Origin of the sequence: Streptomyces sp. NPDC092952, from assembly GCF_044754785.1 — a bacterium.
Taxonomy (GTDB): Bacteria; Actinomycetota; Actinomycetes; order Streptomycetales; family Streptomycetaceae; genus Streptomyces.
On the sequence record NZ_JBIVPT010000002.1, the window covers coordinates 18,696 to 40,754 of the forward strand.

The 22,059-nt window shown below is 73.2% G+C and carries 21 protein-coding genes; 8 read left to right on the top strand and 13 right to left on the bottom strand.

Annotated elements, in window-relative coordinates; genetic code table 11:
* Nucleotides 1-3: 3 nt before the first annotated feature.
* The 5 genes from ACIQGQ_RS04060 to ACIQGQ_RS04080 are packed head-to-tail and all read left to right on the top strand — an operon-like array spanning nt 4 to nt 4,478.
* Nucleotides 4-795 (top strand): ABC transporter ATP-binding protein, encoded by a 792-nt coding sequence (locus tag ACIQGQ_RS04060; RefSeq protein ID WP_402390371.1) that lies wholly within the window; start codon nt 4-6, stop codon nt 793-795.
* A complete protein-coding gene (locus ACIQGQ_RS04065; protein ID WP_402390373.1) occupies nt 792-1,565 on the top strand; it encodes an ABC transporter ATP-binding protein in 774 nt (257 codons plus the stop codon). Before ACIQGQ_RS04060 ends, ACIQGQ_RS04065 begins: the two co-directional genes overlap by 4 nt.
* Complete coding sequence (locus ACIQGQ_RS04070; RefSeq protein WP_352279378.1) at nt 1,565-2,452, top strand: branched-chain amino acid ABC transporter permease; 888 nt, start codon at nt 1,565-1,567, stop codon at nt 2,450-2,452. Before ACIQGQ_RS04065 ends, ACIQGQ_RS04070 begins: the two co-directional genes overlap by 1 nt.
* Nucleotides 2,449-3,597, top strand: a complete 1,149-nt coding sequence (locus ACIQGQ_RS04075) for a branched-chain amino acid ABC transporter permease (RefSeq protein WP_402390376.1) — start codon at nt 2,449-2,451, stop codon at nt 3,595-3,597. The genes ACIQGQ_RS04070 and ACIQGQ_RS04075 overlap by 4 nt, the downstream gene beginning before the upstream one ends.
* On the top strand, nt 3,594-4,478 hold the full coding sequence (locus tag ACIQGQ_RS04080) for an alpha/beta hydrolase (RefSeq protein ID WP_402390379.1): 885 nt from the start codon (nt 3,594-3,596) through the stop codon (nt 4,476-4,478). Before ACIQGQ_RS04075 ends, ACIQGQ_RS04080 begins: the two co-directional genes overlap by 4 nt.
* A 16-nt stretch (nt 4,479-4,494) precedes the next feature.
* On the opposite strand, the gene ACIQGQ_RS04085 is transcribed toward ACIQGQ_RS04080, so the two are convergent.
* From ACIQGQ_RS04085 to ACIQGQ_RS04095, 3 genes are all read right to left on the bottom strand, one after another.
* On the bottom strand, nt 4,495-6,468 hold the full coding sequence (locus ACIQGQ_RS04085) for a helix-turn-helix domain-containing protein (RefSeq protein WP_402390381.1): 1,974 nt from the start codon (nt 6,466-6,468) through the stop codon (nt 4,495-4,497).
* 226 nt (nt 6,469-6,694) lie between these two features.
* The gene (locus ACIQGQ_RS04090; protein WP_402390383.1) at nt 6,695-7,507 is read right to left on the bottom strand and encodes a 3-hydroxybutyrate dehydrogenase; all 813 of its coding nucleotides are present in this window, start codon (nt 7,505-7,507) and stop codon (nt 6,695-6,697) included.
* A 102-nt stretch (nt 7,508-7,609) separates the two neighbouring features.
* Nucleotides 7,610-8,596, bottom strand: a complete 987-nt coding sequence (locus ACIQGQ_RS04095; RefSeq protein WP_402390386.1) for an aldo/keto reductase — start codon at nt 8,594-8,596, stop codon at nt 7,610-7,612.
* Nucleotides 8,597-8,863: 267 nt separating this feature from the next.
* On the opposite strand from ACIQGQ_RS04095, the gene ACIQGQ_RS04100 reads away from it, so the two are divergent.
* Entirely contained in the window at nt 8,864-10,333 is a 1,470-nt protein-coding gene (locus ACIQGQ_RS04100; RefSeq protein ID WP_402390388.1) for a PHB depolymerase family esterase, read from the top strand.
* A gap of 57 nt (nt 10,334-10,390) precedes the next feature.
* On the opposite strand, the gene ACIQGQ_RS04105 is transcribed toward ACIQGQ_RS04100, so the two are convergent.
* The 7 genes from ACIQGQ_RS04105 to ACIQGQ_RS04135 all read right to left on the bottom strand — a co-directional run bounded on the left by ACIQGQ_RS04105 (nt 10,391) and on the right by ACIQGQ_RS04135 (nt 16,436).
* Entirely contained in the window at nt 10,391-11,269 is an 879-nt protein-coding gene (locus ACIQGQ_RS04105; RefSeq protein ID WP_402391932.1) for an urease accessory protein UreD, read from the bottom strand.
* A 59-nt stretch (nt 11,270-11,328) separates the two neighbouring features.
* Nucleotides 11,329-11,991 (bottom strand): urease accessory protein UreG, encoded by a 663-nt coding sequence (ureG, locus tag ACIQGQ_RS04110; RefSeq protein WP_402391935.1) that lies wholly within the window; start codon nt 11,989-11,991, stop codon nt 11,329-11,331.
* An 89-nt stretch (nt 11,992-12,080) separates the two neighbouring features.
* Entirely contained in the window at nt 12,081-12,779 is a 699-nt protein-coding gene (locus ACIQGQ_RS04115; RefSeq protein ID WP_402390390.1) for an urease accessory protein UreF, read from the bottom strand.
* Nucleotides 12,780-12,828: 49 nt separating this feature from the next.
* Nucleotides 12,829-14,553 carry an urease subunit alpha gene (gene ureC / locus ACIQGQ_RS04120; protein ID WP_402390393.1) on the bottom strand — a complete coding sequence of 575 codons (1,725 nt, stop codon included), beginning with the start codon at nt 14,551-14,553 and terminating at the stop codon, nt 12,829-12,831.
* Nucleotides 14,553-14,960, bottom strand: a complete 408-nt coding sequence (locus ACIQGQ_RS04125; RefSeq protein WP_402390396.1) for an urease subunit beta — start codon at nt 14,958-14,960, stop codon at nt 14,553-14,555. The genes ureC and ACIQGQ_RS04125 overlap by 1 nt, the downstream gene beginning before the upstream one ends.
* 194 nt (nt 14,961-15,154) lie before the next feature.
* On the bottom strand, nt 15,155-15,460 hold the full coding sequence (locus ACIQGQ_RS04130; protein WP_352279394.1) for an urease subunit gamma: 306 nt from the start codon (nt 15,458-15,460) through the stop codon (nt 15,155-15,157).
* 4 nt (nt 15,461-15,464) lie between these two features.
* Nucleotides 15,465-16,436: an urea transporter gene (locus ACIQGQ_RS04135; protein WP_402390398.1), complete on the bottom strand. Its 972-nt coding sequence runs from the start codon at nt 16,434-16,436 to the stop codon at nt 15,465-15,467.
* Nucleotides 16,437-16,944: 508 nt separating this feature from the next.
* Here ACIQGQ_RS04135 and ACIQGQ_RS04140 point away from each other — a divergent pair.
* On the top strand, nt 16,945-18,567 hold the full coding sequence (locus tag ACIQGQ_RS04140; protein WP_402390401.1) for an alpha/beta fold hydrolase: 1,623 nt from the start codon (nt 16,945-16,947) through the stop codon (nt 18,565-18,567).
* A 16-nt stretch (nt 18,568-18,583) separates the two neighbouring features.
* Here the strand turns inward: ACIQGQ_RS04140 and ACIQGQ_RS04145 are convergent, their stop codons facing one another.
* Together ACIQGQ_RS04145 and ACIQGQ_RS04150 are read right to left on the bottom strand one after the other, a co-directional pair.
* Nucleotides 18,584-19,207, bottom strand: a complete 624-nt coding sequence (locus ACIQGQ_RS04145; protein WP_402390403.1) for a hypothetical protein — start codon at nt 19,205-19,207, stop codon at nt 18,584-18,586.
* A 111-nt stretch (nt 19,208-19,318) separates the two neighbouring features.
* Nucleotides 19,319-20,173, bottom strand: coding sequence for a DUF3626 domain-containing protein (locus ACIQGQ_RS04150; protein ID WP_402390406.1), 855 nt, complete (start codon nt 20,171-20,173; stop codon nt 19,319-19,321).
* A gap of 171 nt (nt 20,174-20,344) precedes the next feature.
* Here ACIQGQ_RS04150 and ACIQGQ_RS04155 point away from each other — a divergent pair, with 171 nt between their 5' ends.
* Complete coding sequence (locus ACIQGQ_RS04155; RefSeq protein WP_402390409.1) at nt 20,345-21,175, top strand: hypothetical protein; 831 nt, start codon at nt 20,345-20,347, stop codon at nt 21,173-21,175.
* Nucleotides 21,176-21,300: 125 nt separating this feature from the next.
* Here the strand turns inward: ACIQGQ_RS04155 and ACIQGQ_RS04160 are convergent, their stop codons facing one another.
* On the bottom strand, nt 21,301-21,546 hold the full coding sequence (locus ACIQGQ_RS04160) for a hypothetical protein (RefSeq protein ID WP_402390411.1): 246 nt from the start codon (nt 21,544-21,546) through the stop codon (nt 21,301-21,303).
* Between the last annotated feature and the right edge of the window lie 513 nt (nt 21,547-22,059).

The following is a 22,059-nucleotide window of genomic DNA, read 5'->3' on the forward strand; positions in this document are numbered from 1 at the left end:
CCGATGGCCGCACCGGACACCACCGCGCCGCGCGCGGGGACGGCCCCGGACACCGCCCCGGTGCTCCGGCTGGCCGGAATCGGCTGGAGCGTCGGCGGGGCGACGATCGTCGAGGACGTCTCCCTGAGCGTCCGCGAGGGCGAGTTCCTGGCCTTCATCGGCCCCAACGGGGCGGGCAAGACCTCCCTGTTCAACCTGATCAGCGGGGTCACCGCGGCCACCTCCGGCACCATCGAGCTGGACGGCGCCGATCTGACCGGCCGGCCTGCCCACGCGCGGGCCCGGCGCGGCCTCGGCCGCACCTTCCAGACGTCCAGCCTCTGGCCGGGCATGAGCGTCGCCGAGCACGTCCGGCTGGCCGCGCAGGCGGCCAGGGGCGGCTCGCACCGACTGTGGCGGCGGGCCCCCCGCTTCACCGCCGAGGTGGACGGCGTACTGGAACGCACGGGCCTCGCCCACCGGGCCGGGGCCACCGCGGCCGAACTGTCGCACGGCGAGAAGCGCAAGCTGGAGCTGGCCGTACTGCTGGTGGGCGAACCCCGGCTGATGCTGCTCGACGAGCCGATGGCCGGGGTCAGCGCCGAGGAGGTCCCCGCCCTCACCGAACTCATCCGCACCCTGCACCGGGACGAGGGACGCACCGTCCTGATGGTCGAGCACCACATGGACGTCCTGCTGGGCCTGGCCGACCGGCTCGCCGTGATGCACCACGGCCGGCTGCTCGCCCTGGACACCCCCGAGGCGGTCACCGCCGACCCCGTCGTCCAGCAGGCCTACCTCGGGGAGGGGCTGTGACGGCCGGACCCCTGCTCTCCGTACGGGACCTGCGGGTCCTGATCGGCGGGCGGCACATCCTGCACGGCGTCGAACTGGACGTGGCCCGGCACGGGGTGACCGCGCTGCTCGGCCGCAACGGCGCCGGGAAGACCACCACCGTGCGCGGCGTCCTCGGTCTCGTCCCGCGCACCGGCAGCGTCCGGCTGGACGGCGAGGAGACCGTGGCGATGCCCACCCACACCGTGGTGCGGCTCGGCATCGGCTACGCCCCCGAGGACCGGGGGATCTTCGCCGGGCTGACCGTCGCGGAGAACCTGCGGCTCGCCGAACGGCGCGGCGCGGAGGGGCCCGCGTACGGGCTCGTCCACGAGCTGTTCCCCGAACTGAAGCTCAGGGCCTCGCAGTTGGCGGGAACCCTCTCCGGCGGGCAGCAGCAGATGGTGGCGATCGGCCGGACCCTGCTCAACGGCAACCGGCTGATCATCGCCGACGAGCCCACCAAGGGGCTGGCCCCCAAGGTGGTCACCGAGGTCGCCCAGGTGCTGGAGCGGGCCGCCGAGGCGGTGCCGGTGCTGCTCGTGGAGCAGAACCTCGCCGTGGTGCGGCGGCTGGCCCGGCACTGCGCGGTGCTCGCCGACGGCCGCACCGCCCACCAGGGCCCGGCCGACGAACTGCTCGGCGACGCGGAGAAGGCCCGGCGGCTGCTGGGCGTCGGCCACGGGCCGGCCGCCGGCGCCGCCGCGTCCGGACCGGCCACCGACGCACCGTCGCGGGAGGCGGATTCCTGATGTCCACCGTCGTACTGCTCACCATGACCGGACTCGGTCTGGGAGCCCTCTACTTCCTGATCGCCTCCGGGCTCTCGCTGATCTTCGGCCTGATGGACGTGCTCAACTTCGCGCACGGGGCGCTGCTGTCGATCGGCGCGTACGGCACCTGGTGGGCGGCCTCCGGCCATCTGCCCGGCGCCGGCCCCGGCGGGGCGGGCTTCGTCCTCGCGGTCCTGTTCGGTACGGCGGTGGGCACCGCGGCCGCCGTGCTGCTGGAACTCGCCGTCGTCCGCCCGCTCTACACCCGGCCGCGCGAGCAGGTGCTCGCCACGGTCGGGGTGGGGCTCGCCGTCCCCGCGCTGCTGTCCGGGATCTGGGGCTCGGACGCCCGTACCTTCCCCGGGCCGAAGGCGCTGTCCGGCACCTTCGAACTGTTCGGCGCGCAGGTCCCCGTCAACCGGCTGGTGCTGGTCGGGGCGGCCGTCGTGGTGCTGGTGGCGCTGAAGCTCTTCCTCGGCCGCACCCGGCACGGGCTGGTCGTCCGGGCCGGGGTCGAGGACCGGGCGATGGTCACCGCGCTCGGCATCGACGTACGGAAGGCGTTCACCCTCGTCTTCGCGATCGGCGGCTGCGTCGCCGCGCTCGGCGGGGCACTCGGCGGGCTGTACTTCGGCTCGGTCGACCCCCGGCAGGGCACCTCGCTGCTGATCTTCGCGTTCGTCGTGGTGGTCACCGGCGGCATGGGCTCGGTGAGCGGCGCCGCCGTGGCGTCCGTCGTCATCGGCCTGGTCCAGCAGTTCGCCAACTACTACACCGCAGCGGGCCTCGGCGACCTGGCCGTCGTGGTCCTGCTCGCCGCGCTGCTGCTCGTCCGGCCGCGCGGACTGACCGGGAGGCTCGCGTGAGCACCGCCACCGAGACACGTCACCCCGCCCGCGAGGAGGCCGCCGCCGGGCGCGCCCCCGCGAGCGCCGCCCGGCTGCTGCGCCGCTGGTGGCCGGCGGCCGCCCTGCTGGTGCTGGCCGTCGCCCCGTTCAGCGCGCTGCCGCTGCCGGGGCTGCTGGACGGGCCGCTCGGCAGCCCGGGAAGCCTGCAACTCCTCGCCACCTGCCTGCTGTTCGGGGCGCTGGCGACCGGCTACGACCTGCTGCTGGGCCGGACCGGGCTGCTCTCCTTCGGGCACGCGCTGTACTTCGCGGCGGGCAGCTACGCCACGAACATGTTCCTGCTGGAGGCGGGGCTGCCGTTCGCGGTGTCCGCGCTGCTCGGCGTCGCCTGCGGGATCGGTCTCGCGCTGGTACTGGGCTCGGTGAGCCTGCGGGTCACCGGCATCGGCTTCTCCATGGTGACGCTGGCGTTCGCACAGGCCGGGTCGATCCTGGTCTCCCGCAACCCCGGCGGGCTCACCGGCGGCGAGGAGGGCCGGGCGGCCCCGGCCGAGCTGCTGCCGTCCGGGCTCGTCGGCATCGGGAACACCGCCAACCTGTACTGGCTGGCCCTGGGCTACCTCGTGCTCACCCTCGCCGTCGTCCACTGGGCGGTCAACTCACCCACCGGGCGGGTCTGGGAGGGCATCAAGGAGAACGAGCGCCGGGTGGAGGTGCTGGGGCTGAAGCCGTACGGGTTCAAGCTCACCGCCTTCGTGCTGGCGGGCGCCCTGGCCGCGCTCGGCGGTCTGGTGCACCTGCTGCTCACCGGCGGCTCGACCCCGCAGACCACCACCTCCGACTTCACCCTGTCGCTGCTGGTGATGGTGGTACTGGGCGGCTCCGGCACCCGGTGGGGGCCGATGGCCGGCGGCATCCTCTACACCTGGGCCGACCACCGGCTCGGCGACCTGGCGGGCTCGGGCGCGGTCGCCGATCTGCCGGCGGTGCTGCGGGTGCCGCTCTCGCAGCCGCTGTTCCTGCTCGGCGTGGTGTTCGTGGCCGTGGTACACCTGCTGCCCGGCGGCCTGGCCCGGCTGCCGTCCCGGCTGGCCGCGCTGCGCCGCCGCACCACCGACACCCCCGCGGACGGCGGGGCCCGGAAGGAGAACGCACGCCCATGACCCCGTACGAAGAGATCCGAACGCCCGTGACCGGGGGCGAGCTGGCGGTGCTGCGGTGGCCGGCCCGGGAGCCCGGCGCCCCGGTCGTCGTCGCCCTGCACGGCATCACGGCCAACGCCCTGTCCTGGGGGCCGGTGGCCCGGCTGCTGGACGGCCGGGTCACCCTGGTCGCCCCGGACCTGCGGGGCCGGGCCGGGAGTTCGGCGCTGCCGGGCCCGTACGGGATCCCCGCGCACGCCGACGACGTGGCGGCGGTGGCCGACGCGGTGGCGGGGCCGGGCCGGGTGGTGCTGGCGGGCCATTCGATGGGCGCCTTCGTGGCGGCTCTGGCCGCCGTCCGGCACCCGGAGCGGTTCGGGCCGCTGCTGCTGGTGGACGGCGGGGTCGGCTTCCCCGCCCCCACCCATCTCTCCCCCGACGAGCTGCTGACCGCGGTGATCGGCCCGGCCATGGACCGGCTGTCGATGACCTTCCCGGACCGGGCCGCGTACCGCGCGTTCTGGCAGGCGCACCCGGCGTTCGCGGGCGGCTGGTCGGCGGAGGTGGACGCGTACATCCAGCGCGACCTGACCGGCCGGGAGCCGGAGCTGCGCTCCTCCTGCCGGATCGAGGCGGTACGGGACGACGGGATCGGCCTGTTCGCCGAGGAAGTGCTGGCGGCGGTCCGGCGGCTGCCCGTGGACGCGACCCTGCTGTGGGCGCGGCGCGGCCTGATGGACGAGGACCAGGGCCTGTACGACGAGGGCCGGCTGGCGGTGGCGGACCTGGGCGGTACGCGGGTGACTCCGGTGCCGGTCCCGGACGTCAACCACTACACCCTGCTCACCGGGGAGGCGGGCGCCGCGGAGATCGCCGAACGGCTGGTGAAGGCGGCCGGCTGACCGTCCGGGCCTTCCCTCAGGCCGCCCCGCCCGTCAACAGGTGCAGACGGAGGGCGAGTTGGAGTTCCAGGGCTCGGTCCGGCGCGTTCCAGTCGTGGCCGAGCAGCACCTGGACCCGGTCGAGCCGCTGCACCACCGTGTTGACGTGGACGTGGAGTTCGTCCTTGGCCCGGACGAGGCTGCCCCCGGAGCCGAAGTAGGCGCCGAGGGTGCGGACCAGCTGGGTGCCGCGCTGCGCGTCGTACTCCAGGAGCGGGCCGAGGGTCGCGGTGACGAAGCCCTCGACGTCCTGGGAGTTGCCCAGCACCACGCCCAGGAAGCCGAGTTCCTCGACGCAGGCGCCCTCGCCGGTGCGGCCGAGGGCCCGCATCGCGCGCAGGCAGCGGGCGGCCTCCCGGTGGGCGTCGGCCAGCTCCCGGGCGCCGCGCGCCGGGCCGGTGGCGGCGACGGTGACGGGGGCCTGGGCGAGCTGGCCGAGCTGGGCCGCCGCCGCACGGGCCGCGTCCCCGGCCGACGGGGTGCGCTCCCCGGCGTCGACCAGCAGCACCACGGTCCCGGCGTGCTCGGCGCTCACCCCGTGGACGTCGCCGCCGAAGAGGTAGCGCACCGCGGCGGGGGCGAGCCGGCCCCGGGGGCCGCCCTCGGCCACCAGCAGCAGATGCGGGCGGTCCAGGTCGATGCCGAGGCGGCGGCCGCGTTCGGTGAGCCCGGCCGGGTCGCGGTCGGCGTCGGTCAGCAGGTCGGTGATCAGCTCGCCGCGCACCCGGTTCTCGGTCTCGGCGACCGTGCGCCGCAGCAGCAGGAGGAGCCCGGTGACCACGGAGGCCCGCTCGAACAGCCGCCGGTCGGAGTCGTCGAGCGGCCCGCGCCGGTGCAGGACCAGCCCGGCCAGCAGCTCCTGCCCGGCGAGCACGGCGCAGATCCACCGGCCGTCGCGCTGCACCGCGCGGGCGCCGGTGCGGGACGCCTCGGCGGTCTCGGCCAGCCAGCCCGCGTCCATGCTGTCGGCGGCGAAGTCGCCTCCGTCGGCCCGGACGGCGGCCAGCGGGCGTCCGACCGGGTCGTGGATGGTCAGCGGGGAGTCCAGCAGCCCGGCGACGGCCGTCGCGACATCGGCGACGTCCCCGCCGCGCAGCACCAGGTCGGTGAGCCGGTCGTGGGACTCCTCGGCCCGTCGCATGGCCGCCGAGTGGGCCCGTACCGCGGCGTTCGCCTCGGCCAGTTCGGCGTTGGCCCCGGCCAGTTCGTCCAGGGCGGAGCGGGTGTCGGCCAGTGCGCGGGCGGTGTCGATGGCGATCGCGGCGTGCGCGGCGAGCGAGCAGAGCAGAGCGACCTCGTCGGGGCTGAAGACGCGGGGCGCCCGGTCGGCGGCGAAGAGGACCCCGATGACCTTGCCGGTGCCGCCCCGGCTGGAGCCGAGCAGCAGCGGTACGCCGAGGATGGCGACGAGCCCCTCGTCGAGCACCCCGGCGTTGATGTTGCGGGTGTGGTGGAAGCGGTCGTCGGTGCGGTAGTCGTGGGTGGCGTACGGGCGGGCGGTCTGCGCGACCAGTCCGCCCAGCCCGTGGCCGAGCTCCAGGCGCAGCCGCTGGAAGACCATCGAGACGGAGCCGTCGGTGACCCGCATGTAGGTGTCGCCCGCCTCCTCGTCGGGGAGCGTGAGGTAGGCGGTGTCGGTGCCGAGGAGCATCCGGGCCCGGCGGACGATCGCCTTCAGCACCTCGTCCAGGTCGCGGGAGGCGGCCAGGTCGCCCGCGGTGTCGAAGAGCGCGGTGAGCTGGAGCTCGCGGCGGCGGTGCTGGCGCAGGGCTCCCCTGATCCGCAGCGCGGTGGCGGTCGCCCGCTCCACCTCCGCCAGATCGCCCGCCGCCACCCCTGCGGCGCGGGCCCGCGAGGAGACGGCGCCCAGCTCCTCGGCGGGGGCGTCGTCGGCCAGCAGGTCGAGCAGGTGGCGCAGATGGGGCGCGGCGGAGGCGGGCGGTTCAGACATGGGGGGCCGGTCTTCTTCGGGAGCGGGGGCCGGGGGCTCCCGGCCCCCTGGTCGACGGGGTTCTAGGGGGTGTCTGACACATGCCTGCGGCGTCGCGGGGTCCGGCACGCACGCTCGCGGCGTTGCCGAACCGCCCACGTGGCTCCGCCACGCGGACGCCCCGGCGCCTTGCGATCGCACGCACCGGACCCCGCTCCTTCACCCGCACTCATTTGTCAGACACCCCCTAGTGGGCGGTCCAGCCGCCGTCCATGGAGAGCGAGGTGCCGGTGATGTGCCCGGTGCGCGGTCCGCAGAGCCAGAGCACGGCCTCGGCGACGTCCTCGGGCTCGATCAGCCGCTTGATCGCGCTGCGCTCCAGCATGACCCGGCCGACCACGTCCTCCTCGGAGATGCCGTGGGTGCGGGCCTGGTCCGCGATCTGGTTCTCGACCAACGGGGTGCGTACGTAGCCGGGGCAGACGCAGTTGCTCGTCACCCCGTGCTCCGCCGCTTCGAGCGCGACCACCTTGCTCAGTCCCTCCAGTGCGTGCTTGGCCGTCACATAGGCCGATTTGTAGGGGCTGGCCCGCAGGCCGTGGACGGACGAGATGTTGACCACGCGCCCCCAGCCGCGTTCGTACATGCCCGGCAGGGTCCGGCGCAAGATGCGGAAGGGGGTTTCCACCATGACGCGCTGGATCAGGGCGAACCGGTCCGGCGGAAAGGTGTGCACCGGGGCGACGTGCTGGAGCCCGGCGTTGTTGACCACGATGTCCGCGTCGGCGGGCAGCGTCTCCACCACCTCGGGGTCGGAGAGGTCGGCCACCCACGCCGTCCCGCCGATCTCCGCCGCGAGGCTCCGCGCGGCCTCCTCGGCCCGGTCCACCACGTGGACCCGGGCGCCCGCCGCCGCCAGGGCCTGGGCGCAGGCCCGCCCGATCCCGCTCGCTCCGCCGGTGACCAGGGCGGTGCGCCCGGTGAGGGGGCGGTCGGCGGGGGCGGGCGGCGGGGCGGTGGGCGGGGCGGCCTGGGTGTCCGGGCGCTGGGGAGTCTCCATGGCCGTCACCGTAGGGAGACCGGGGCCCGCGTCACACGGCGCCGACGCACACACCCGGTTACCCCGGCATGGTGGCGGGCCACACGGGGCCGCGCCGCCCGCTCAGTGCGCCGCGTCCAGCACCGCCCGCTGCTCCGCCGTCAGCTCCAGGTCGACCGCCGCGAGGCTCTCGTCGAGCTGGGCCACCGAGGAGGCGCCGACCAGTGGGACGAACGGCACGTCCCCGCCGATCAGCCAGGCCAGCACCACCTGGTTGACGGTCGCCCCGGTCTCCGCGGCGACCTTCCGCAGCGCGGCCTGCCGGGCGGGGGTGCCGGGGTGGTCGTACTCCGGGCCGAGCGGCTTGTCGTCGCGGACGTAGGCCCCGGCCAGCAGCGGCGAGTACGCCACCGGAACGAGCGCGGGTTCGGCCCGCAGATAGCTGAGCAGGTCCCCGGCGACCACGCCCTCCTGCCCGTCCGGGGAACGCCAGCTGGGCTGGTCGGTACGGCGGCGCAGGTAGGTGTGGTGGTACTGGAGGACCTCGTACCCGGGCAGCCCGGCGTCGGCCGCGATCCGGCGGGCGCGCTCCACCTGCCAGGCCCAGTGGTTGCTCACCCCGAGCAGTCCGACGGTGCCCTCGGCGACCAGGCCGGCGAAGGCGCCGACGGTCTCCTCCAGCGGTGTGGCGGGGTCCTGGACGTGCGCGTAGAGCAGGTCGATCTTCTCGACGCCGAGGCGTTCGCGGCTGCGTTCCGCGGATTCCCGGACCACTTCGGCGGAGAGGCCGACGATGCCCTTGGTGAAGTCGGTGGCGGGGACGGTGGGACGGGCGCCGAGCTTGGTGGCGATGACGATCCCGTCGCCGACGCCCCGGCTGCGGCGCCAGCGGCCGAGCAGGGCCTCGCTCTCGCCGCCCCGGGTGCCGTCGACCCAGAACGCGTAGTTGTCGGAGGTGTCGATGAACGTCCCGCCCGCCTCGGCGTAGCGGTCGAGGATGGCGAAGGAGGTCGCCTCGTCGGTGCGGGTGCCCATCAGCATGGCGCCGAGGCTGAGCACACTCACCTCCCGGCGGGTGGTGGCATCGGTGCCGATGGTGCGGTAGCGCATGGTGATCCCCTCGTCAACTGACCGTTCCGGTCAGGGCGTTGGCAGGGAGTCTGCATGTTGGAGTGCGCTCCAGGGCAAGGGCGGAGCGGTCCGGGTCGGGATCGCGCAACGGGGGCGGCGCACACTGCCCGGCCCGGGGTGTGTCCGCCGGGCCCATGGGCCGCCGGTGGGGCGGCCCGTAACGTCCGCACGCATCCCCACCCCCGTACCGCCCGCCGGGCCGTGCCTTCCCCGGGCCGTGTCCGCTCCCCCACCCAGGAGGTCTCCGTGCGCCCACCGATCCTGCGACGCCTGCTCGGGCGCGTCGCTTCCACCGCGGCGCTGGCGCTCGTCGCCGCGTTGCTGAGCGTGGCCGGGACCGCGCGCCCGGCCGTGGCCGCCGGCGGTCTCCAGCAGGTCACCGGCTTCGGCTCGAACCCCGGCAACCTCCAGATGTACGCGTACGTCCCCGAGGGGCTGCCCGCCGACGCGCCGCTGGTGGTGGCGCTGCACGGCTGCACCCAGACGGCGAACGACTACTACACCGGCTCCGGCTGGCCGAAGTACGCCGACCAGTGGGGCTTCGCGGTGGTGTTCCCGCAGACCACGGCGGCCAACAACGCGCTGTCCTGCTTCGGCTGGTTCGATCCGGCGGAGAGCGGGCGGGGCCGGGGCGAGGCCGCCTCGGTCGCGCAGATGGTGGAGTACGCGAAGCAGCGGTACGGCTCGGACGGCGGCCGGGTGTACGTCACCGGCCTGTCGGCGGGCGGTGGCATGGCGGCCGATCTGCTGGCCGCCTACCCGGACGTGTTCGCGGGCGGCTCGATCGCCTCGGGGCTGCCCGCCCAGTGCGCGACCAGCCAGGTCGGGGCCTCCTCCTGCCAGTCGGGGTCGGTGAAGCTGACGCCCGCGCAGTGGGGCGACAAGGTGCGCGGCTCCTACCCCGGGTACGCGGGCCCCTGGCCCCGGGTGGCGATCTGGCAGGGCACCGCCGACTACACGGTGAACCAGGCCAACGCGACGGCCCTGCGCGACCAGTGGACGGACGTCTGGGGCATCGGCCAGACCCCCTCGGCCACCGACACCCTGCCCGGGAGCACGACCCGCACCACGTACGACGACGCCTCGGGCCGCCCGGCGGTGGTGACGTACTCGCTCGCCGGGATGGGCCACGGGCTTCCGGTGAGCCCCGGCCCGGGCGCCGACCAGTGCGGGGCGGCCGGGGCGTACTTCCTGAACACGATCTGCTCGACGTACCACACGGGCGTCTTCTGGGGCCTGGACCAGGGCACCCCGGGCGGCGGGGACGGGCTGCCCGCCCCGTCCGGGCTGCGGGTCGCCGGGGTCACGGCGGACAGCGTCTCGCTGACCTGGGACGCGGTCGGGGGCGCGGCCTCGTACGCGGTCAGCCGGGACGGGGCGCGGATCGCCTCGCCCGCCTCGGCCTCGTACACCGACACCGGTCTCGCGGCGGGCAGCAGCCACCGCTACACGGTGACGGCGCTGGACGCGGCGGGGACGCCCGGCACCGCCTCGGCCGCGGTGACGGCGACCACCACGGGCTCCGCGCCCGCCCGCTGCTTCACCGCCACCAACTACGCGCACGTGGTCGCCGGACGGGCACGCACCACGGGCGGCCTGGTGTACGCGGAGGGATCGGGCGACGCGATGGGCCTGTACAACGTGTTCGTCACCCACACCCTGCGGGAGTCCCCGGCCGGGTACTTCACCCTCGCGGACACCGGCTGCGCGGCCTGAGCCACGGACGGCCGGGCGCCGGTACCTCCCGAGGAGGGCCGGTGCCCGGCCGTCGCGTCACGCCTTCCGCAGGTCGGGGGCGGGGACGCCGATGAGCAGCCGGCGCACGGCGTCCCAGGCGGTGCGCATCGCGCGGTTCAGGGCGGGCGGGTCGCTGCCGACGATCCGGACCCAGGCCCCGCAGTCCTCGGGCAGGGTGCTCACCCCGAAGGCCGGACCGGCCGGGCCCAGCGCCTCGTGCAGCGCGTCGGCGATCCGTTCGGCGGGGGCGAGCGGGCTGACCGCGTACAGCGTGGCCATCAGGTCGTGGCCGGCGAAGACGGCCGGGCCGGTGACCCCGCCGGGCCCGTGCGGGTCGAGCCGGACGCTGTCCACGGCCAGCAGCGCCCCGTCCGGGCGCTGGATCTCCAGGTCGCTGAAGAGCATCCGGTAGGCGTGCCGTTCGCCCCGGGCCAGCCGGCCGGCCGCGATCGTCTCACCGAGCAGCAGGGTGGCGGTCGCGTCGACCGTCGCCCGGGTCTGCTGGTAGAAGCGGGCGTCCCGGTAGGGGATCACCGGGTCCGGCAGGTACTCGACGTAACTCCCCTCCCCCGCCGTCAGGTTGACGACCTGGGTGGCGTGGTCGAACTCCATCCGGTGCACCTTGGTGGCGGCCTGGGTGGTCAGGTGCAGGGCGGTGCCGGGGCCGCAGTCGATGTCGATCCGGTTGCGGTCGGCCTGCACGATGCCGCCGCCGGTCGACATCAGGTACGTCACCGGGAGGTCCGGCCGCTCCGGGTCGACGTAGAGCGGGCGCATGATCTGGAGCGGCGACTTCTGGTACCGGTCGACGAGTTCGGTGCGTCCGTCCACCCGGGCGTAGCGGAGTTCGAGCAGGCCGACCTTGCCGGGGCGCCCGGCGGCCAGGGTGTCCGGGGTGCCGGTGAGGTCGAGCATCCGGGCCGGTACCCGGCGGGGTTCGTAGTGCGCGGGATCCAGCCGCGCGGGCGCCCGGTTCACGCGGAGGCCGTCTCCGGGGCGGGCTCCGCGGTGCCCTGGGCGGCCTCGTGGGCCAGTACGAAGTCGGCGATGGCGCCGAGCCCGTCCCCGGTCAGCGAGTTGGTCAGCACCACCGGGCGCCCCTCCCGGACCCGGTGCGCGTCGGACTCCATGGTGTCGAGGTCGCAGCGCACGTAGGTGGCGATGTCCACCTTGTTGATGACGAGCAGGTCGGACTCGGTGATGCCGGGGCCGCGCTTGCGGGGCATCTTGTCGCCCTCGGCGGTGTCGAGCACGAAGAGGAACAGGTCGACCAGGGCCGGGCTGAAGGTGAGGGTCAGGTTGTCGCCGCCGCTCTCGAAGAGCAGGGTGTCCACCTCGGGGAAGCGCTCCATGAGTTCGTCGGCGGCGGCCTGGTTCATCGTCGGGTCGTCGCGGACGGCGGTGTGCGGGCAGGCGCCGGTCTCCACGCCGACGATCCGGTCCTCGTCGAGGATCCCGGCGAGGGTGCGGCGCACATGGGCGGCGTCCTCGGTGGTGAAGATGTCGTTGGTGATGACGGCGGGGGTCCGGCCGCGTTCGATCAGTACGGGGACGAGCGCCTCGATCAGCGCGGTCTTGCCGGAGCCGACCGGTCCGGCGACGCCGACGCGGAGCACGCCGTCCTTCGGCCGGCGCATGAGGGCGTCGAGGTCGTGGTGGTGGTGTCCGCGGGCCTGCATGGGGTCGTGCATGGGGTGGTCCTGTCTGCGTGTGGGGTGGGGTGGGGTCAGCTGGCGAAGAGGCGGGCCTCGGCGCGTTCGTGGCGGCCGGCCATGATGTCGGCGACCGGGACGCAGCCGCCGAGGTCGGCCGCCTCCCTGGTCAGGGCGGCCTCGACGGTCTCCTCGATCACCGGGGCGGCGCCGTGCAGCACGACCTGCGCCCGGCGGTGGTCGGTCAGCCGCAGCCGCAGGGCGGCCCCCACGAAGCTGGCCGCGAAGGCGAACAGCTCGCAGGTGACCGCCTGGCGGACCGGCAGTCCGTTGCCCGCGTGGACGACGGCGGCGACGACCGGCTGGCAGCCGGGTACGGTGCCGTCCCGGTGGAGGGCCCGGTACCGCTCGATCGGCTCGGTGCCGTACACCTCGGCGGCCAGGTCCAGCAGTTGCCGCCCGGTGCGGACGGCGGCCTGCCGGGCCTCCCGCCCCAGCTTGGTGGCGTGCAGCCGCCGCTCCACCGCCACCAGTTCCGCCCAGTCGCCGGCGGTGACCGCGCGGTGGGCGAGGGCGAGGGCGGTGGCGTCGGACGGGCCGACGCCGTGGCGCAGCAGGTCGTGCAGGAGGGCCGGCAGTCCGCCCGGGGTGACCGCGCGGGCCTGCTGGAAGCCCTCCAGGCCGTGCGAGAGGGTGTAGTAGCCGCTGGGGAAGGCCGAGTCGGTGAGCTGGAGCCCGGTCAGCAGGGCCGGGATCGGTATCGGGTCGTTCACACCGGTGCACCGTTTCCGTTCGGACGATTCGCTCTCGGGCGATTCGTTCTCAGACGATGTAGAAGAGGTGGTTGAGCGGGAGCCGTTCGGCGGGCTCGATGGTGGCGGGCTCGCCGTCCACGGTGACCTTGTACGTCTCCGGGTCCACCTCGATGCGCGGCAGCGCGTCGTTGCGCACCATGTGCTCCTTGCCGATGGTCCGGCAGCCGCGCACGGGCTCGATGCGGCGGCCGAGCCCCAGCTCCTCGGGGACCCCGGCGGCGATGGACGCCTGCGACATGAACGTCACGTTGGTGCGCTGCGCGGCGCGGCCGTGGGTGCCGAACATCGGCCGGTAGTAGACCGGCTGGGGGGTCGGCAGGGAGGCGTTGGGGTCGCCCATCAGCGCCCAGTTGACCATGCCGCCCTTGATGACGAGCCTCGGCTTGGCGGCGAAGGAGTGGATCGGCCAGAGCACGATGTCGGCGAGCTTGCCGGGCTCCAGGGAGCCGATCACGTCCGCGGCGCCGACCGCCCGGGCGGGGTTGATCGTCAGCTTGGCGAGGTAGCGCAGGACGCGGGCGTTGTCGTTGCGGGAGCTGTCCTCGGCGAGCGGTCCGCGCATGTCCTTGCAGTGGTGCGCGGTCTGGAAGGCGCGCAGGAAGGACTCGCCGACCCGGCCCATGGCCTGGGAGTCGGAGGAGAAGATGCTGATGACGCCGAGGTCGTGCAGGACGGTCTCGGCGGCGATGGTCTCGGCGCGGACCCGGCTGTCGGCGAAGGAGACGTCCTCGGGGATGTCGCGGGAGAGGTGGTGGCAGACCATCACCATGTCCAGCAGCTCGTCCACGGCGTTGACCGTGTACGGGAGGGTCGGGTTGGTGGAGGCGGGCAGCACGTTGGCCTCGCCGGAGACCCGGATGATGTCGGGGGCGTGGCCGCCGCCCGCGCCCTCGGTGTGGAAGGTGTGGATGGTGCGGCCGTCGATCGCCGAGAGGGTGTCCTCGTAGAAACCGCCCTCGTTGAGGGTGTCGGTGTGGATGGCCATCTGTACGTCGTACTCGTCGGCGACCCGGAGCGCGGTGTCGATGGAGGCGGGGGTGGCGCCCCAGTCCTCGTGGACCTTCAGCCCGGCGACGCCCGCCTCGACCTGTTCGCGCAGCGCCTCGGGGAGGCTGCCGTTGCCCTTGCCGAGGAGCCCCACGTTGACCGGCAGGTCCTCGACCGCCTCCAGCATGCGGTGGATGTTCCAGGGGCCGGGGGTGCAGGTGGTGCCGTTGGTGCCGTCGGTGGGGCCGGTGCCGCCGCCGAAGAAGGTGGTAATGCCGTTGGAGAGGCCCTCCTGTGCCTGCTGCGGCGCGATGAAGTGGATGTGCGTGTCGACGCCTCCGGCGGTGGCGATGAGGTGTTCGCCGGATATCACCTCGGTGCCGGGGCCGATGACGAGCTTGGGGTCGACGCCCTTCTGGAGGTGCGGGTTGCCGGCCTTGCCGACGCCGACGATGAGCCCGCCGCGGACGCCGATGTCGCCCTTGACGACGCCGAGGACCGGGTCGAGGACCACGACGTTGGTGATGACGAGGTCGAGCGCGCCCTCGCGGTTGAGCGCGGCGGGGTCCTGGGCCATGCCGTCGCGGATGGCCTTGCCGCCGCCGTAGACCGCCTCCTCGCCGTAGGAGCCGGCGTTGTGGTCGTACTCGACCTCGACGACCAGGTTGGTGTCGGCGAGGTGGAACCGGTCGCCCACGGTGGGGCCGAACAGGTCCGTGTACTGCTTGCGCGGGATGATCGCCATCAGATCCGGTCCTCTGCTTCGTTCTCGGTGGCCGGCTCGGGGTGTACGAAGCCGAGTTCGGCGGCGCGGCGGAGCGCGTTGCGGCGGGTGTCGGGGGCGGTCAGCCCGCCGTCGACGAGCCCGGCGAATCCGACGAGCCGTCCGGTCCCGGCGAAGGCGCAGAGCTCCACCTCGCGGGTGTCGCCGGGCTCGAAGCGCACAGCGGTCCCGGACGGGATGTCGAGCCGCATGCCGTAGGCGGCCTCGCGGTCGAAACGCAGGGCGCGGTTGATCTCGAAGAAGTGGTAGTGCGAACCGACCTGTACGGCCCGGTCACCGGTGTTGGAGACGGTGATCCGGGTCTTGGCCCGGCCGGCGTTGATCTCCACGGGGTCGTCCCCGTAGAGGTAGTGGGCTCCGCCCGACATGTGTATCTCCTCGTGGTGGTGGGGCGTCTCAGAGCCTGTCGGGTGACCTTCGACCGATGGGCGGACGCGGTCTGGTGCGTGTGGTTCCAAGGCGCCGGGATGTCCTTGTAGCGGAGCTACTCGGGCATTCCGGCAGCGCCGGAAGCGCGCGTGCCAGGACGTGGCGGCCCGGTCAGAGGTCGCCCGACGGGCTCTCAGGCGCTGATCGGGTCGTGGCAGGTGACGAGCTTCGTCCCGTCGACGAAGGCCGTCTCGACCTGGAGGACGGTGAGCATCTCCCGTACGCCGGGCATCACGTCGTCCCGGGAGACGACCTGGCGGCCCAGCTCCATGCACTCGGCGACGGTGTGGCCGTCGCGGGCGGCCTCCAGCACGGCCTCGGTGATCAGGGCGGCGGCTTCGCTGTAGTTGAGCTTGGTCCCGCGGTCCCTGCGGCGCCGGGCCAGGTCGGCGACCACGTAGACGTGGAGCTTGTCGATTTCCCGCGGTGCGAGGTTCATGACGTCACGTCGCTTTCTCGAAGGAGATGCCGGGCCGGTCCAGTACCGGTCCCGCGGCCAGGAAGAGCCAGGTCGTCACGGTGAACGGCCAGGTGAAGGGGGTGGTGCCGAACGACTGGGCGAACACTTCCCAGGCGGCGGCGAAGGGAACCGTGGCGACGGCGGCGAGTGCCGCGTACCCCGCGGTCCACACGGTGGGGGTCAGGAAGACGGCTCCCAGGGCCACGGCGCAGAGCACCGCGTTGTAGCCGTACAGCCCGTCGGTGATCGAGGCGGCGGGCAGTCCGGCCGCGCAGGCCGTCACCAGCGCGACGGCGCTGCCGGCCACCGCCGCGAGGGCCGCGGTCCGGGAGGCGACGAGGAGCCCGGCGAGCACGATCAGGCCCGCGTACCAGGTGTCGAGGAAGAAGATCTGGCCGATGTTGGCGCAGAGCGCCCGCCCGGCATCGGCGACGCCCAGCTCGGTGAACCCGGGCACGCGCGCGGTCGCGCCGACGGTGACCGGGCCCTTCGACAGGGCGACCGTCAGGGCGCTGACGACCAGACAGTACGGGGCCGTCAGCACGGGCAGCCCGAGGGGGGTGAACAGCCGGCCCACCGCCCCGCTCAGCACGGCGCAGACCGCCGCCGCGAGCACGACGAGCACGGCCGTCCGCCACGAGGCGCCCAGCCGGAGCACCAGGGCGAGGCCGGTCAGGCAGCCGCAGTAGCCCTGGAGGCCCTGCGCCATCCCCCTCCGGTCGGCCCCGAGCAGCACCCCGGCCCCGGTGGACGCGACGGTCCCGAGCAGCCCGAACACCCCGAGCCGCCACCCGCCGGTGAACAGGGCGAGCGCGAAGAGCAGCCCGGCCCACGGACTGCCGACGAGCACCACCTGCCCGATACCGCGCAACTGCGCCGCCCCGGCCCTCAGAACCGTTCCGTCGCGGGGAAATACCCGACCCCGTATCCGCACCGCCTGTTCTGCTGCGGGCACGTCTTCTCTCCTTTGAGACACGACGAATAAGGGCACGCCGAATTCATCCACATCGCCTCGTCCAGGCGATGTGGATCTTGATCAACAATCTGTTGAGACGGTACGCCCGACCGTGGCGCAAAGACATCGACACAAGGTGGTCACGGAGTGCTATCGACTGGCGACCCTCGGAGGTAACACCAGCTCAGAGCCCCACCAAGCCATCTGGACGGCAATCCGGAACCACCCAATCCGCGGATTCCTTGATCAGAGGTTGAACATTCCACGTCCACTTTTTGACCGAAGGATAAGCCCCACAAAGGCACTTCGCCCCTTTCCCGCCACCGCGACCGCCAACCCCGCCCACAACACCCGCCCCCAGACCGCATGCACCATGCACGCATAAAATTCGACAAGAAAATTAGGTTAAATTCCGGCACAAGGGAATCGACCCGTCACCCGCCGCGGATCCCCCGGCGTACCATCCGCCCCCGCCACGGGCCGGCGGCGGCCGTGAGTGAATGGGGGCATGCTCCTCGACTTCACCCACACCCACGGCGATGAACGGCTGAGCGGCGTGTACGGCGGCGCGCCGTCCAGGGCGACCGCCGTACTGCTGCACGGCGCGGGAACCGGCAGCAAGGAGCGACTGCTGCCGCTGGCACGGGAGTTCGCCTCCCACGGCTGCCGGGCGGTCGCCTTCGACTTCTCCGGGCACGGCGGGAGCACCGGGAAGCTCCGCGAACTCAGCCTGCGGCACCGGTTCGAGCAGGCGGTCTCCGTGATCGACGCGTACGCGGGGCCGGACGGGCCGCTGGTCCTGGTGGGGTTCAGCATGAGCGGGCAGACGGTGGCCGATCTCGCCCGGCACTACGGGGACCGGGTGGCGGCGCTGGGGCTGTGCGCGCCCGCCGTGTACGCCGCCGAGGCGTGGGACGAGCCCTTCGGCGACGGGAACGGCCGGTTCAGCGACATCATCCGGCGGCCGGGCAGTTGGCGGGAGGCGCCCGCGTTCGAGGCGCTGCGGGCGTACGAGGGCCGGGCCGTGCTCGCCGTACCGGGCACGGACGAGGTGATCCCGACGGCGGTGACGGAGGCCGTCCAGGAGGCGCTTGCCGCACGCGCCCAGTACACCCGGTTCGATCTGCCGCACGCGTCACACCAGTTGGGCCTGTGGTTCCGCGAGCACGCCGACGACTGCCGGGCGTTCGTGACGTCGGTGCTGACCGGCCTCGGCGACCGGGGCTGGACGGCGACGCACGCCTGGGTGGCCGATCAGCTCGGCCCCGGCAGCTCGGTCACCGGCTCCCGCCCCCTGTCCGGCGGCTGGAGTGCCCAGATGCGCCGCCTCACCCTCGACGACGGCCCGGACCTGGTGCAACGCACCTTCGTGAAGCCCTTCTTCCGCCGTCACGGGCCCGGACTGCTGGACCGCGAGGCGTCCGTCCTGACCCTGCTCGCCGGAGAGGACTCCATCCCCGCGCCTCGACTCGTCGCCGTGGACGCCACGGCCGAACACTGCGACCACCCGGCCCTGTTGATGTCCGCGCTGCCGGGCCGGGTCCGCGTCGACGGGGACGACCTCGACCGGCGGCTCGACCTGCTCGCCGCCCAACTCGTCCGCGTCCACGCCGTCGTACCGGCCGCACGGCCGCGCACGTACCAGGCGTGGACTCCCCCGGAGCACCTCAGTCCCCCGGAAGGCCCCCTGTGGCAGCGGGCCATGGACCTGCTCCACCGCGACCCGCCCCCGTACCAGGGCCGCTTCCTGCACCGGGACTTCCACCCCGGCAACGTCCTCTTCTCGGGGACCGGGCCCGAGCTGCGGATCACCGGCGTCGTCGACTGGGTCGAGACGTCGTGGGGCCCCGCCGACCTGGACGTGGCGCACTGCTCGACCGCGCTCGCCCTGCTGCACGGACCGGCGTACGGCCTGGACTTCCGCGACCGGTACGAGGCCCGGGGCGGCCACGGCCTCGCCGACGGCCCCGACCACCTGTACTGGCGGCTGCTGGACGCCCTGCACTACTGCCCCGACGCGGCGAAACTGGCCGGCCCCTGGCGCGAACTGGGCCGGACCGACCTGACGCCCGAGGTGCTGGCGAACCGCCTGGAGGCTTACGTGGAGGGCCTGTTGAACCGCTACGCCTGACCGGGCGGCAACACCCTCACGCCTTGGCGTGCTTGGCGCGCACCACGGCGCGGGCCTCGGCGAGGAGTTGGAGGGCGTGCTCCCGGTCCTGCTTCAGCGCGTGGTCCACACCGTCGACGGTGACCGTGAGCAGCGCCGTCCCCTCGTCGGCGTACGCCTGGAGCCTGCCTCCGGTCAGGGCGGCGTCGGGCGGGTCGGCCCGGTAGACGACACAGGTCTTCCCGGGGCCCCGGAAGGTCTTGGTGACGCCTGCGGCGGTCGTGTCACGGCAGTACTCGCCGGCGTAGTCGTCCGAGCCGACGCGGCGCTCCCAGTCGAGGATCTCCAGCGAGACCTTCGCGGCCGTGCGGTGCGGCCCGTCCGTCCCGTACCCCGCCTCGACGGCCGAGACGAACACCACGCACGACCCCTTGCCGTCCTTGAAGCCCCCGACGGCCTGGTCGAAGTCGTTGTCACCGAGCGCCGTTGCCACCGTCCCCGCCTTGAGGTAGGGCCCGCACCGCTTCTCCACCCCCCGGGCCAGCGCCTTGCCCACCGCGGGCTTCGCGTCCCCGCCCCCTCCCCCGCACCCGGCCACCAGCACCGACACCACGGCCACCACCCCGGCCAGCGCCCACTCCTTGCGCGCCCGCGCCATCATCCCGTCTCCCCCTGTCGTTCCGACGCCCCTCGACTCCCCATCATGGTGCCCAGCACCGACAAGGGTGCACCGGAGGGGGCGCGGCACACCGGCCACGCCCCTTGACCGGCGTCACCCCCCGCTTCCGGGCGCCCCGAACCGCGCGACGTAGTGCCACACCTTCTTGACGGCCTGGGGGTCGTGGTGACCGTCCCGCGCCGCGTTCCCGATCACGAGCGGATCGAGTACGCCGTCGACCGCGAGTCGTACACCCAGGTCGACGTACTCCTGACCCCGGTAGCCGGGGTGGCGGCGAAGCTCCTCGACCGTGAGCCGGAAGCCGGGGTGCCACTCCACCGGGCAGCCCAGGCGCGAGGCCGCCTCCTCGACGGCCCCACCCCGGTAGCAGGGGTCCAGGACCAGCGCCTCCACATGACGGTCCGGCCGTACGGGCCCGTGCACCTGCGCCTCGATGTAGTCGTCCAGGTCGTCCTGCCGGTCGGCGAGGGCGAGGTCGATGAGCCCCATGCGGGCGGCGTCACCGAAGTCCGAGGGTTCGAGGAAGCTGTCGGGGTAGCAGAACGTGGTCCGCGTCAGCGCCCCGGCCGCCAGCCGGAAATGGGCGGAGCCGAACCTCGGTGCGGCGCCGACGAGTTTGCGGCGGAAGTCCAGCGCCCCGTACACGGGCCGCTCGTGGGCGGGCTCCTCGTCGTAGGCCCCGCCGAAGATCCGGCTCTCCCAACGCCACCGGTCACCACCGGGATGCGCGGTCAGCCCGCCGTTGCTGACCCCCGTGACGAACTGCGAGCGGTAGACCCCGTCCTCGGCCATGACATCCAGGACCGACCTGCCCCGCACCAGCCGGTCCGGGTGAAAGTTGAGGGTCACCCGCAACGCCGGGTCCAGCGGCGGGCCCGCCGCCAGCTTCGCGACATGACCAAGAGCCCGCGCCTGAGGCGTCAGAGAGAGGGGAACCGAGGAACTCATCCGCGCAGTCTCCCCCGATCCGATCAACCACCGCACGCGAATTGGGGCGCTCGACGTCCGGCACTCCGACAGTGGCGGGTCGGCATTCCAACCCGTCCGTTTCGGCTCTTGCATGACGCTCCGTGGCGGGGCCGGCGCATGAGAACTCAGCCGAACGGGGATTACCGCTGGGTGAAAACAAGGGGGTACGGCAACGTTTGGTACCGCGGGCGGCTGCCCCACTGGTTACGGGGGCTGCTCGTCCTCGCGGCCGGGTGGGGGGTCCTGCTCTGCGGTCAGCAGGTCGCCGAAGGCTTCGGAGCGACCATGGAGTACCGCGACGCACCGGTCTGCCAGGGCGGGGACCGGAGCGGGGACGGGGACGAGGGAGAACCGTGCGTGCGGCGTGAGGCGGGCACGGTGCTCGACCGGCGAACAAGTGAGCACTGCACGTCCAACAGCACGAGCGGCGGCACGACGGGAGGCATCGTCACCGGAGGCATCACGGCCGGGGGCGGTATGAACACCGCCGGTGGCGCCGGCGGAGCAACGGTTGGCGGAGTGACCACCGCAGGCGGAGGAAGCGGTGGCACGACCTGTACGACGTACTACGAACTGAAGGTCCAACGACCGGGGGACACCACCTGGTTGGGTGTGGCGTCGGCGACGTACGACGACGCCGGGAAGGGTGACCACGCCGAAGTCCGTCTCTGGCAGGAGGACGTCGTGGAGCTGAGGGTTCGCGGCCACAGCGACTCCTACCCGCCCTCCGCGCAGCAATCGGTTCTCCCATGGCTCGCACTGGGCTGCCTGATCCTGGCGGGCGGCGCATGGGCATTGCTGAGCGGGCGACTCTCCGGCCTCTTCGCCTTCCCCAACTTCGGCATGCTGTTCGTGGCCATCGGGGTCGGCTGGCTCGGCTCCATGGCGCTGTTCGGCGGCCACCCCGTGGCCTGGGGCTTCGCCATCGTGTGGACGGGCTTCGCGGTCTTCTGGACCGTGAGTGCCTGGCGGGACTGGTAGTACGCAAACCGCTCCCGATCCAGAGGAGCGGTCACGCGTGAGCAGGCTCTCAGGAGCTGATCCCGTCGTTCGAGGTTGGCGCGCGATCACCCGGCGCCGCCCTCGCCACTCACGGGGAGCCCGGGTCAGCCCTTCTCCCGCCCTGGCAGGGCCGCGCCATCCAGGAACGCGTGATAGGTCTCAACGGCATCCGGTTCGACTTCCGGGTTGGACGGGCCATAGCGGGTGTCGGAGCGGTCCCGCTTCGGTCCGAAGACCCAGAACTCCTCATTGGTCTGCGTTTCGTAGAAGTTCGCGTCGAACATCCCGCCCGCCCGGCGCAATGCCCTTCCCTGAAAATGCGCGGTGCTCCACGTCTTGGAGAAGTCCACCCACCCGATCCACGAGGGACCACGGTCGGTGTCATGACCAGACTTCACTGCATGAACATGAGACGTCGAGGCATGTACCCAGCGTCCCGCACAGCCCGCACCCGCGGCCAGCGCTTATACAGCGGACGGACGGGCACGCCCATCGTTGCAGGTCCGAGCCGCTACCCATCCGCTCGATCAGGCCCCGGAGAGGCTGGCTCGTGAAAGCCCAGGGTTAGGCCCCCGGTCATGGGGACGCATACGGGTGAGGGAACCGAACCGGTCAACATTCCGCCGGGAACGGTGCCGCTGTCGGACCGGGGTACGCAGCGGATCACCGGCGGCCGACCGGGCGCGCTGCCCCTCGCATTGTTCACATCGGGACGCGGCGAAGCATCGACGCTTACACGCCAGATACAGAGGAATAAATAGACACCTTTATCCTTCTTTTTCAGCGCGAAACGCACACTCGATGGGCACTTTCAAGCCATACACCCCCGGCCCGGATAGGGATGATCGACATCATGCATCCAC